This is a genomic window from Streptomyces sp. TRM49041 (assembly GCF_008271805.1).
Classification (GTDB): domain Bacteria; phylum Actinomycetota; class Actinomycetes; order Streptomycetales; family Streptomycetaceae; genus Streptomyces.
Map to the genome: position 1 here is coordinate 1 of NZ_VSRY01000158.1, position 13139 is coordinate 13139.

The 13139-nt window shown below is 74.5% G+C and carries 4 protein-coding genes; all 4 read left to right on the forward strand.

The features are described 5' to 3' along the window. Positions 1–5 precede the first annotated feature (5 nt). Positions 6–9125, forward strand: coding sequence for an acyltransferase domain-containing protein (locus FVS66_RS25805; RefSeq protein WP_399226360.1), 9120 nt, complete (start codon positions 6–8; stop codon positions 9123–9125). Then, positions 9122–10540, forward strand: a complete 1419-nt coding sequence (locus tag FVS66_RS25810; protein ID WP_149183622.1) for an MFS transporter — start codon at positions 9122–9124, stop codon at positions 10538–10540. Before FVS66_RS25805 ends, FVS66_RS25810 begins: the two co-directional genes overlap by 4 nt. 13 nt (positions 10541–10553) lie before the next feature. Beyond that, positions 10554–11996, forward strand: coding sequence for a cytochrome P450 (locus tag FVS66_RS25815; protein ID WP_149183623.1), 1443 nt, complete (start codon positions 10554–10556; stop codon positions 11994–11996). A gap of 220 nt (positions 11997–12216) precedes the next feature. Further along, entirely contained in the window at positions 12217–12801 is a 585-nt protein-coding gene (locus FVS66_RS25820) for a DUF2867 domain-containing protein (protein ID WP_149183624.1), read from the forward strand. The last annotated feature ends 338 nt before the right edge of the window (positions 12802–13139 follow it).

Genomic DNA, 13139 nt, shown 5'->3' on the forward strand with positions numbered 1-13139 from the left:
GCGCGCTGGACGAGATTCTGGCCGTGTGCGAACGGGACGGGGTGCGGGCGCGGCGGGTCAATGTGGACTACGCGTCGCACTCGGCGCACGTCGAGGCCATCCGGGGGGATCTGCTGGAGGTTCTGGCTCCGGTGCGGCCGTCGGGCGGCCGGGTGCCGTTCTACTCCACGGTGACCGGCGGGTTCATCGACACCGCGACGATGGACGCCGGATACTGGTACCGCAACCTGCGCGGACAGGTCGGGTTCGAACCCGCCATCCGCGCGCTCGTCGACAACGGCACCGGGTGCTTCCTGGAGATGTCTCCCCACCCTGTGCTCGCCATGGCCGTGGAGGAGACCGTCGCCGCCCACGGCACGGGCAACCGGATCGGTGTGGTCGGCTCCCTGCGCCGCGACGAGGGCGGACTTCCCCGCTTCCTGCTCTCCCTCGGCGAGGCGCACACCGCCGGGGTGAAGGTCGACTGGGCCGCCTGCTTCGCCGACTCCGGCGCCCGGCAGGTCGCCCTGCCCACCTACGCCTTCCAGCACAAGCGCTACTGGCTGGACGCCACCGGTCTCGCCGATGCCTCCGCGGTCGGCCTCGGCCGTGTCGAGCACCCCGTCCTGGCCGCCGCCGTCCAGGTCGGCGACCGCGACGAATGGGTCTTCACCGGCCGGGTCTCCCACCAGGGGCAGCCCTGGACCCGCGACCACGCGCTGTTCGGCACGGCCGTCCTCCCCGGCGCGGCGCTGGCGGAACTGGTCCTGTCCGCGGCCGGCCACGTGGGCTGCGACCTCGTCGAGGAGCTGAACCTCGACGCCCCGCTGGTCCTGGGCGACGACACGACCGTACGGGTCCAGGTCACGCTCGGCGCGGCCGACGCCGACGGCCGCCGCGAGGTGTCGGTCTTCTCGCGCCCGGACACGGGCGATGAGCAGTCCACCGAGGCCGTGCGCCACGCGCACGGCCGGATCGCCCCCGGCGCCGAGCGCCTGTCCGCCCGACTGGGCGAGTGGCCGCCCGCCGGTGCCGAACCGGTGTCGGTCGACGCGGTGTACGCCGCCCTCGCCGAACGCGGCCTCGACTGCGGCCCGCTGCTGCAGTGCGCGCAGTCGGCGTGGACCCTCGGCGGTGAGGTGTATGCCGAGCTGGCCCTGCCCGACGGCACCGAGCCCGGCGGCTACGCGATCCATCCGGCCCTGCTGGAGTCGGCGCTGCACACCGCCCACCGGCCCGCCGCGGATGGGGCGCCGTCCGCGGCGGCCTGGTCGGGCGTGCGGCTCACGGGCGACAAGGTGTCCCAGGCGCGGACCCGTATCGCCGCGGTCGCCGAAGGCGTCCTGCGGCTCGACGTCTTCGACGCCGAGGGCGCCCCCGTGGCGCACGTCGACCGGATCGCCGTACGGGCCGCCGACGTGGCCCGGCCGGGCGGGCTGCGCCGCGGGCAGAACGCGCTGTACCGCCTGGACTGGACACCCGTCACGGCCGGGGCGTCCGGGCCCGTGCGGCTGGCCGCGCTGGGCGAGGTCGCCGATGTGGCCGACCGCCACCCCGACATGGCCGCGCTCGAACGCGCCGTCGCCGAGGGCGCGCCCGTACCGCGGGCGGTCCTGGCCCGGATCGACACCCCCGGCGGGCAGACGCCGTCGGCGGTGCGGGACGCCGCCGCGCGGGCCCTCGCACTCGTACGGCAGTGGCCGTCCGGCGGGCCGCTGGGCGGGACCACGCTGGTCGTGGTCACACGCGGGGCGGTGACGGCCGGGGACGAATCCCCCGACGCCGCGCAGGCCGCGGTGTGGGGCGTCGTACGCGCCGCGCAGTCCGAGCACCCCGGGCGCTTCCTGCTCGTGGACGCCGACGGGGAGCAGCAGTGGGGTGCGCTGCTCGGCCTGGACGAGCCGCAGCTCGCCGTCCGCGGCGGCAAGGCCCTCGCGCCCCGGCTGGTCCGGGCGGCCGGCGGGCCGGCCGACGGGCCCGCGCTCGGGGACCCCGACGGCACCGTGCTGGTCACCGGCGGCTTCGGAGCCCGGTTCGCCGAGCGCCTCGTCACGCGCCACGGCGCCCGGCACCTGGTGCTGGCCGTACCCGCGGACGAGGCCGACGAGCTGAGGTCGTACGCCGACACCGCCCTCCTGGAGTCCCTCGGGGCCCAGGTGCGCGTCGCGCCGTGCGACGTCGCGAATCGGGACCAACTCGCCGCGCTGCTGGGCTCCCTGGAGCACCCGCTGACCGCGGTGGTGCACGCCGCGGGCGTGCCCGGCACCGGCCTGGCCGACGCGGGGCTGATCGAGAGCCTCTCCGACGAGCGGCTGGAGACGGTGCTGCGGGACTCGGTCGACGCGGCGTGGCACCTGCACGAGCTGACCGCGGACGCGGACCTCTCCGCGTTCGTCCTGTGTTCCGCCTTCGAGGGCCTGGCCGGCATCCCGGGCCAGGCGGCCACCTCCGCGGCGGACGCGGCCCTGGCGGCCCTCGCGCACACCCGCCGCGCGGCCGGTCTGCGCGGTACCGCGCTCGCCTGGGGCTTCTGGGCCGACGGCCGGGCCGCCGCCGGGCTCGGCGAGGCCGACCTGGCCCTCGTCGCACAGGCCGGCATCCTTCCGCTGCCGACCGACCTCGGACTCGACCTGTTCGACCGCGGCCTCGCCGCGGACGAGCCGCTGCTGGCCCCGGTCGAGCTGGACCCGGCCGTCCTGCGGGAGCAGGCCCGGGCCGGACTGCTGCCCGCCGTGCTGCGCGGACTCGTACGGGTGCCCACCCGGCGCGCAGCGTCCGGCGGCACCCTGGCACGGCGCCTGGCCGACGTGCCGGAAGCCGAGCGCGAGGGCGTGGTGCTCGAACTGGTGCGGGCGCAGGCCGCGTCCGTGCTCGGCCACTCCTCCGCCGACGAGGTGGACGGCGAACGCGCCTTCAAGGAGCTCGGCTTCGACTCCGTCAGCGCGGTCGAACTGCGCAACCGGCTCTCACAGAGCACCGGTGTGCCGCTGCCCGCCACCCTCGTGTTCGACCACCCCACGCCGGTGGCCGTCGCGCGGCTGCTGCTGTCGCAGGCCGACGGCACGGCGGACGCCGCCCTCCCGGCCGCGCGGAAGCGGCGGGGCACGGTGGACGAGCCGCTGGCGATCGTCGGCATCGGCTGCCGCTACCCCGGGGGCGTCACCTCCGCGGAAGACCTGTGGCAGCTCGTTGCCCAGGGCCGCGACGTGATCGGCCCCATGCCCACCGACCGCGGCTGGGACCTCGAACGGCTCTACAGCCCGGACCGCGAGCGGACGGGCACCACCTACGCGCGCGGCGGCGGTTTCCTCACCGGCATGGGCGACTTCGACGCCGAGTTCTTCGGCATCAGCCCGCGCGAGGCCATGGCCATGGACCCCCAGCAGCGCCTGCTGCTGGAAACGTCCTGGGAGACCCTGGAGCACGCCGGGATCGACCCGACCTCCCTGCGCGGCACGGACACCGGTGTCTTCGTCGGCATCACCGGCTCCGACTACGGCATCCTCGTGCCCAGCGAGTACGAGGGCTACCGCGTCACCGGCACCATGTCCAGTGTCGCCTCCGGCCGCATCGCCTACACCCTCGGCCTGGAAGGCCCCGCCGTCTCGGTGGAGACGGCCTGCTCCTCCTCCGGGGTCGCGCTGCACATGGCGGCGCAGGCGCTGCGCAACGGCGAGTGCTCGCTCGCGCTGGCGGGCGGCGTGACGTTCATGACGACGCCCATCACGATGACCGAGTTCAGCCGCCAGGGCGCGAACTCCCCGGACGGCCGCTGCCGCGCCTACGCGGCGTCCGCCGACGGCACGGGATTCTCCGACGGCCTGGGCCTGGTGGTGCTGGAGCGGCTGTCCGACGCCCGGCGCAACGGGCGGCACATCCTGGGCCTGGTCCGCGGTACCGCGATCAACCAGGACGGCGCGAGCAACGGTCTGACCGCGCCGAGCGGCCCCGCGCAGGAGCGGGTCATCCGGCAGGCGCTGGCCGACGCCGGGCTGTCCCCGGCCGAGGTGGACGCGGTCGAGGGCCACGGCACGGGCACCGTTCTCGGCGACCCGATCGAGGCGCAGGCGCTGCTGGCGACGTACGGCCGCGAGCGCGAGGACGCCCCGCTGTGGCTGGGATCCGTCAAGTCGAACATCGGCCACACCTCCGGCGCCGCCGGCGTCGCCGGTGTGATCAAGATGGTGATGGCGATGCGGCACGGGACGCTGCCGAAGACCCTGCACGTCGACGAGCCGTCCCCGCACATCGACTGGCAGGCCGGTGAGGTCGAGCTGCTGACCGAGGCCCGGGAGTGGACCACCCCCGGACGTCCCCGCCGCGCGGGCGTGTCGTCGTTCGGCGTGAGCGGCACCAACGCGCACATCATCGTCGAGGAGGCACCCGCAGACACCCGGGCCGCAGACACCCCGGCCGCAGACACCCCGGCCGTCGGCACCCCGGCCGTCGGCACGGGAGCCGACACCCCGACCGTAGACACGAGTGCCGACACCCCGGCCGCCGGCTCCGAGGCCGTGGCGCCGGTTCCCGCGACCCCCGTGCTGCTCTCCGCGCGCACCGAAGCGGCCGTACGCGGTCAGGCCGAGCGCCTGCGGCGGCACCTGCTGGAGAACCCCGGTCTGTCCGTGCTCGACGTCGGGTACTCCCAGCTGACCACGCGGGCACGGCTGGAGCACCACGCGGTGCTCGTGGCCGCCGACCGTGCCGAACTGGTCGGCGAGCTGTCCGCCTTCGCGGTCGGCGACGTGACCGAGCAGACGGCCTCCGGCCGCCCCTCCACCACCGCCAAGCCGGTGTTCGTGTTCCCCGGACAGGGAGCGCAGTGGGAGGGCATGGCGGTGGAACTGCTCGACACCTCCCCGGTGTTCGCCGCCGAGATCGCCACGTGCGGCGCGGCACTCGCCGAGTTCGTGGACTGGCGCCTGGAGGACGTCCTGCGCGGCGCCCCCGACGCGCCGTCGCTTCAGCGCGTCGACGTGGTGCAGCCCGCGCTGTTCGCGGTGATGGCCGGCCTGGCGGCGCTGTGGCGCTCCTACGGCGTCGAGCCGTCCGCCGTGGTCGGCCACTCGCAGGGCGAGGTCGCCGCCGCCTACGTGGCGGGCGGATTGTCGCTGCGCGACGCGGCCCGCATCATCGCCGTGCGCAGCCGGATCGCCCGCGACCGGCTCATGGGCGCCAGCTGCCTGGCCTCGCTCGCCCTGCCGGTCGACCAGGTCGAGAAGTTGATCGCCCCGTACGGTGACCGTGTCTCCGTCGCGGCCGTGAACGGCCCGGCGGCCGTGATCGTCGCCGGTGACCTGGACTCGGTCGACGCACTCGTGGAGCACTGCGACCGCGAGGAGATCCGGGCCAAGCGGATCCCGGCCACCTTCGCCTCGCACTCGCCGCACGTCGAGGTGGCCCGCACCGAGATGCTGGAGGCGTTCGCCCCGGTCGAGCCGCGCAGCGGCAACGTCCCGCTGTACTCCACGGCGCTCGGCGCGTTCATCGACACCGCGGCCATGGACGCCGAGTACTGGTACGCCAACCTGCGCAACCCCGTCGGCTTCGAGCCCGCCGTCCGCGCGCTCGTCGATGACGGCGCGGGCTGCTTCCTGGAGATGTCCCCGCACCCGGTGCTGGGCGTGGCGACGGAGGAGACCGTCGCCACGACCGGCGCCACCCGGGTCGGCGTGGTCGGCTCACTGCGCCGCCGGCAGGGCGGCATGAAGCGGTTCCTGCTCTCCCTCGCCGAGGCGCACACCGCCGGGGTGAAGGTCGACTGGGCCGCCTGCTTCGCCGACTCCGGCGCCCGGCAGGTCCCGCTGCCCACCTACGCCTTCCAGCGCAGGCGGTACTGGCCGAGCGCGAGCCCGGCCACCGGCGGAGACCCGGCCGCCTCCGGCCTCGGCCGCGTCGAGCACCCGGTCCTGACGGCGGGCATGCGGCTCGCCGACCGCGACGAGTGGGTCCTCACCGGCCGTCTGTCCCACGAGACCCAGCCCTGGCTCCGCGACCACGCCGCCTTCGGCCTGCCCGTCGCGCCCAGCACGACGCTGGTCGAGCTGGCGCTGGCCGCGGGCCGCAGTGTCGGGACGCCGCTGCTCGACGAGATGATGTTCGAGGCGCCGCTGCTGCCGGCCGACGGCGCGGCGCTGCAGATCCAGGCGATCGTGGGCGCGCCCGGGGAGGACGGCCGCCGCCCGGTGACGGTCCACTCCCGCCCCGACGGCGACCAGCACGCCGAGTCGACCCGCCACTGCACGGGCTGGCTCGCACCGGACACCGAGCCCGCCGTCGGCCGGGCGGGCGCATGGCCGCCCGCCGGCGCCGAACCGGTGGCGGTGGACGGGCTGTACGCCGCGCTGGCCGGCCTCGGCCTCGACTGCGGCCCCGCCCTGCACGGCGTACGGGCGGCATGGCGCTCCAACGGTGAGCTGTACGCCGAGCTCGCGCTGCCCGAGGACATCGGCGCCGCGGACTTCGGCATCCACCCCGCCTTGTTCGAGTCCGCCCTGCACATCGGGCAGTTGGGCTTCGCCGACCAGGGCACACCGAAGCTGCCGGTCTCCTGGTCCGGGGTGCGGCTGGCCGCGACCGGCGCCGCCCGGGGCCGCGCCCACGTCACCTCCGACGGCGACACCCTGCGGCTGGCCGTCTACGGCGAGGACGGCTCGCTCGTGCTCGGCGTGGACCGCATAGCTTTCCACGACGTCGATCCCGGCCACCTGGAGGAACTGCGCCGCGGCCAGAGCTCGCTGTACCGCGTGGACTGGACGCCCGTCGAGGTCGGTCCCGCCACGCCGGTGCGGCTCGCCGCGCTGGGTGACGCTCCCGCGGGAGCGGCGGACCGGTACGCCGACCTGGCCGCGCTCGCCGCGGCCGTCGACGGGGGCGCGGCGGCCCCGCAGGCCGTGCTCACGGTGATCGGCACCCCCGCGGGGGACGGACCCGACGCCGTGCGCGACGCCGCCGGCGACGCCTCGGACCTGGTGCGGCGCTGGCTGGACCACGCGCCGTCCGGTGACGCCGTACTGATCGTGGCGACCCGCCACGCGGTCGCGGTCCGGGACGAGGAGGTCCCCGACCCGGCGCGGGCCGCGGTGTGGGGCGTACTGCGGGCCGCGCAGTCCGCACACCCCGGCCGGTTCCTCGTCGTGGACGTGGACATGGACATGGACATGGACGCGGCCGCGAGCCCGGAGTGGGGCGCGCTGATCGCTGCCGACGAGCCGCAACTCGCGGTGCGCGCCGGGCGGTTCCTGGCACCGCGGCTGGCCCTGGTCCCGGTCGGCTCCGCCGATCGGCCGGCGCCGGCGGTCTGCGACGGCACCGTGCTGATCACCGGTGGCACGACCCCCGCCGGCGCGTCGCTGGCCAAGCACCTGGCCGCCCACCACGGCGTACGGGACCTGCTGCTGCTCGACGAGCCCGGCGCCGCCGCGGACGCGCTGGTCGCGGAGCTGACGGAACTCGGCGCCCGTACGCGCGTCGAGGCGCCCGCCCCCGACCGGCTGGACGCCGTGATCGAGTCCCTTGAGCGGCCGCTGACCGCGGTGGTCCACGCCGCGGGCGGCCCCGCGGGGCTGGAGCTGGCCTGGGGGCTGCACGCTCGGACCGAACGGGCCGGCCTGAGCGCCTTCGTGGTGTTCTCCTCCTTCGCCTCTCTCGGGGGCGGCGGGGCGCAGGACCCGGCGGCCGACGCGGCCGTCGACGCGCTGGTGCGGCGGCGCCGCGCCGCCGGACTCGCGGGGACCACGCTGGCGTGGGGCCCGTGGACGGGCGCCGTCGCCGCTCCCGGGACCGCCGAACTGCCCGTCGAGCGCGGACTGGAGCTGTTCGACCAGGCCCTCGCCGTGGACACCGCGCTGCTGGCGCCGGTGCAGCTGGACCTGGTGGAGCTGCGGTCGCAGGCCCGCGAGCGGACCCTGCCGGCGCTGCTGCGCGGCCTGGTCCGCCTGCCCGCCGCGCGGGAGCCGGGCGGCGGGTCGCTGGCGCAGCGGCTGACGGGCGTCCCGGACGCGGACCGCGAGCGGGTCGTACTGGACCTGGTCACGACGCATGTCGCGGCCGTACTCGGCCACACCGCCGACGAGCTGATCGATGTGGACCGCAAGCTCAAGGAACTGGGCATGGACTCGATGAGCGCGGTCGGGCTGCGCAACCGGCTCTCGCAGGTCACCGGCCTGCGCCTGCCCGTCTCGTTCGTCTTCGAGCACCCCACCCCGGCGGAGATCGCCCGGCAGCTGCTCAAGAGGGCCGGTTCGGGGGCGCCGGACACCGCCGCGCCCGAGCATGCCCCGGACACGATCGGCGCGCGGCTCCGGCATGCCGCCGGGAGCGGCGCCATGCCGGAGGCGCTGCGGCAGCTCGTGGACTCCGCAGGCGCCAGGCCGGTCTTCTCGTCGGCCGCCGAACTGCCCGACGGCGCCGGGCGCCTGGCGCGGCTGGCCTCCGGACCGGGCCGGGTGAAGATCGTCTGCGTGCCGTCCTACGTATACGTGGTCGGCTCCGGTCAGGAGCAGTTCATGCGCCTGGCCGACCACTTCGAGGGGGTGCGGGACGTCCTCGTGTGCTCGCTGCCGGGATTCGGGACCGAGCTCTCCCCGCAGTCCGCCGAGGTCGCGGTGGAGGCCCTGGAGGGCGCGATCCGTACGGCCGTCGGGGACGCCCCGTTCGTCCTCGCCGGCTACTCCATGGGTGGTGTCGTGGCGCGGTCGCTGGCCGAGCGCCTCGAGTCCTCCGGAGCCCCGCTCGCCGGACTCGTCATGATCGACACGCTGGCACTCGACGGCGACGGCGACGGCGACGGCGACGGTGACGGCGACGGTGACGGCGAAGGGGAAGGCGACGCGGCGGGCCGTGCTTTCGCCGCCATGCTGGCGGGGATCCTCACGCACGAGCGGCGGCCGGTCTCGGTCGACGACGCGAGCTGGCTCTCCATGGGTGCGTACCTGCGCCTGTTCGCCGGCCTGCGGCCGGAGCCGATCTCCACCAGGACTCTCATGATCCGGGCGGCCGAGCCGCTCGGCGGCACAGCGCTGCCGAACGGCCCGCGGTGGGAGGCGACCGACGACCACGTCGAGGTCGCCGCCGACCACTTCGCCCTGATCGAGGCCGCGTCCGCGGCCACCGCGGACGCGATCGAAGGGTGGATCGAGGCATGAGCAGCGACGGGCTTCGACGGGGACTGTCCATCACGGTCATCCTCATCGGGGTGTTCATCTCCGCGGTGGACATGCTGATCGTCAACATCGCCTTCCCGAGCATGCGGGAGTCCTTCCCCACGGCCGGCCTCACCGACCTGTCCTGGGTGATGAGCGCCTACGCGATCACCTTCGCCGCGCTGCTGCTGCCCAGCGGCCGCTGGGCGGACCGGTCCGGGCGCAAGCGGGTCTTCCTGCTGGGCCTCGGCCTGTTCACCGCAGTGTCGGCCGTATGCGCGGCGGCGCCGTCCCTGGAGGTGCTCGTGGCCTTCCGCGCCCTCCAAGGCGTCGGCGCCGCCCTTATGGCACCCAGCTCCCTGGGACTGCTGCTCGGGCTGTTCGCCCCGGAGCGGCGCGGGATCGCCATCGGGCTGTGGACCGCGGTCGGCGGGGTCGGCTCGGCCGCGGCACTACCACTGGGCGGACTGCTGGCGGAGATCGACTGGCGCTGGGTCTTCGTCGTCAACCTGCCTCTCGGGGCAGTGGCGCTGCTGATCGGCGCCTGGTCGCTGCGCAGGTCCGCCACCGAGGACGGTCCGGTCCCGGACCTGCTCGGCAGCGCGGTGCTCGCCGCGTCCGTCGCCGCGGTCGTCGCGACGATCGCCCAGGGGCAGACCTGGGGGTGGGGCAGTGCCCAGGTCATCGCCCTGTCGGCGGCCGGCGCGGTCGGCCTCGTCCACACCGTGCGCCGTGCCCTGCGGCACCCCGCGCCGGTGATCGAACCCGCCATCCTCGCGGTCAGGAACGTGGCCCTGGGGAACGTCGCCACCGGCTTCTTCTTCATGGGCGTCGGCGCGATGGCCATGTCGACGATCCTGTTCCTGACCCAGGTCTGGGGCCACTCCACCTTGCGCGGCGCCCTGGAGATCGCGCCGGGCCCGGTGGCGGCCACCGTGTTCGCCGTGCCCAGCGGCATCCTCGCCGTGCGCTACGGGGTGCACCTGGTCGGCCTGGCCGGTGCCACCGCTTTCGCGGCGGGCGGCATCTGGTGGGCCTGCGTGCTGGACGGCACCCCGGACTTCACCGGCCGCTTCCTGCCCGGCTCGATCATCGGCGGCATCGGCTTCGGCCTCATCCTGCCCGCCCTGGCCGCTGCGTCGACGCTGTCCCTGCCGCCGGAGCGTGTCGCCACCGGCACCGGCATGGCGTCCATGTCCCGCCAGATCGGCATGGCCATCGGCGTCGCCGTGGTCGCGGCCGTCCTCGCCGGCACCCCCGACCTGTCCTCCTTCCGCGCCGCGTTCCTGGTCATGGCCGGCGGCAGCCTCGTCAGCGGCCTCGCCCTGTTCGCGGTAGGCCCGGTGAGACGGCCCGCACCTGCCGGTTCGGGCGGGGACGACAAGCAAGAGCGCATGACCCAAGCGGCAACGAGATAAGGAAGCAAGAAACATGGACCACTCCAGCAACGCTCATGAGGCGGCCGCCGCGTCCGGCGGCACGTGCCCGGTCGACCACTCCGCCCCCGCCGCCCGGACGGTCGTGCCGTCCTCCTCGCTGCCCATGGTGGAAATGGCGCGGCTGCGGCAGGTGCTGAGCATCTGGGCCCGCCCGGAGCCCTTCCTCAAGAGCTGCCGCGCCAAGTACGGCAGCCGGTTCCGCGTGCAGATCATCCCCGGTATCCGTATCCACGTGATCTCGGCACCGGAGGACGTGAAGAGCATGTTCCTCGCGCCCCGGGACGTCCTGCACACCGGTTCCAGCAACGGCCCCATCGAGAAGTGGACCGGCCAGAACGGCCTGGCCTGGCTGGACGAGGACGCGCACACCGCGCGGCGGCGCAGCGTCATGCCGAGCTTCCGGGGCGGCGCGCTGAAGCGCATCGAGCAGGCGGTCGCCCAGCTGGCCAAGGAGACCGTCGCGTCCTGGCCGCGCGACCAGGTCGTGTCGGTCCACCCCTTCGCGCACCGCTACACCACCAAGGTGATCATGGAGGTGCTCTTCGGTGAGCACCGCCCGTCGTGCGAGGACGCGATGTTCGAGGAGGTGATGAAGATGCTCGACTTCAACTCCCGCCCCGCGTCGATGACGATGTTCCACCGGATGCCGGCCTGGAGGGTGAAGCTGCTGCGCCTGCTCCGGCCCAACGGCGTCAACGAGTTCCTCACCCGCCGTGAGCGGGTCTACCGGATGGTGGACGCGGCCATCGAGGAGCGCGTGCGCTCCGGCGCGGCCGGTGACGACCTGCTGGGCGTGATGCTGGGCATCACCGACGAGGACGGCTCCAAGCCCAGCCGTATCGAGATGCGCGACGAGATCATGACGCAGTTCCTGGCGGGCACCGAGACCACCGCCGCGGCCATCTGCTGGGCGCTGGAGTTCCTCACCCAGCACCCCGAGGTCGTCCGGCGCCTGCGCGCGGAGATCGAGGAAGGGGCGGGCGACGAGTACCTGACGGCGGTGGTGCACGAGGTGCTGCGGCTCGGCCCGCCGATCCAGCAGATCGTCCCCCGCGAGGTGGTCAAGCAGGTCGAGATCGGCGGTGTGCGGTACGAGCCCGGCGACCGCCTGTGGGCGAGCGCCTACCTGCTCAACCGGGACGAGCACAACTACCCGCGGCCCGACGAGTTCCGCCCCGAGCGCTTCCTCGGCATCAAGCCCGCCTCGCACACCTGGATCCCCTTCGGCGGCGGCCACACCCGGTGCCTCGGCGACCGCGTCGCGTTCGTGGAGATAAAGGCGACGCTGACCGAGATCCTGACCACCTGCGACGTCGAGCGCGCCGACGCGAAGCCGGAGTACGCGCACAGCCGCACTGTCGTCAACATCCCCAAGAACGGGGCCCGCATGGTGTTCCGTCCGCGCAAGGTGAAGACCGGACCGGCCGCGGGATGAGGCACGTCCGCGGCGCCCGGGCGCCGGCCGCGGGGAACCAGGGCACCGTCCTGGCGGCGGAGGGCCCCCGGGTAGGTTGGTTCCGCCGCGCGTGGCCGGTTCACCCGGCCGGGAACCGGGGTGCCCTGGTGGGACGTACGTCCGATCGCGACGCATGTACTGGCGGGCACTTCCGACGCGCGTGTTCCGCGCGTCCGTTCCACGGAAAATGGAGGTTTGCATGAGGCTCCCGAACACCGCGTTCACCGAGCGGCCCTGGCGGGTCCACGAGTTCATCAAGGACTTCGAGATCGAGGACGTCTGGGACCTGGACACCCCGGGGGGCCCCGACGATCTGGCGCGCCTGGTCCGGCAGTTCGACAGCGACGGGGCCGACTTCAAGCCGTCGCCGATGTACAAGCTGCTGTTCGCGATCCGCTGGCGGCTCGGAGCCCTCCTCAAGTGGGACGAGAAGAAGCACGGCCTCGGCCCGCGCAACCCGTCGCTGCGGGACCGGCTGCCGGACGACCTGCGCGACGGCCCGCGCGGCCCGGACCTGAAGGTGGTGCCGCTGACGTCGGTCTACCAGAGTTCCGAGGAATGGGTCACCGAGGTCGTCAACAAGACCGTCCACGCGGCGATGCACATCGGCTGGGTGGACGACGGGAACGGCAGGTACCACGCCCAGATGGCCGTACTGGTCAAGAAGAAGGGCACGCTGGGCAAGGTGTACATGCCCTTCATCCTTCCTTTCCGGCGCGTTTTCGTGACGCCGTCCCTGGTCAAGGCGATCGGCCGCTCCTGGCGGAAGCGGCCGGCCGGCTGATCCCGGCCGGCTGATCCCGGTCGGCTGACGTCGGCCGGCTGATCCCGGCCGGAGACCGGCCGGTGCGGCCCCGACGCGCCACGGTCCGCCCTCCGGCGCCCGGCGCTCCCGGAGCGCCGCCCCAGCGGCTGAACGCCGCGCCCCCCGCAGCCCGCGCGACCCCCGCGCGGGCTGCGGGCGTTCCCGGTCGGCGTGACGGATGAGCCGCCGGCGGCGGTGGTACGTCGGGTGACGGGTGTGCGCCGGCCCTGATTCCACCGGATTCGGCGGCGCCGAAGTGTATCTGCGGGGGCCGTTCACGGATCGTGCAGCCAAAGGGGTAGAAAGGGCTGGAGCTC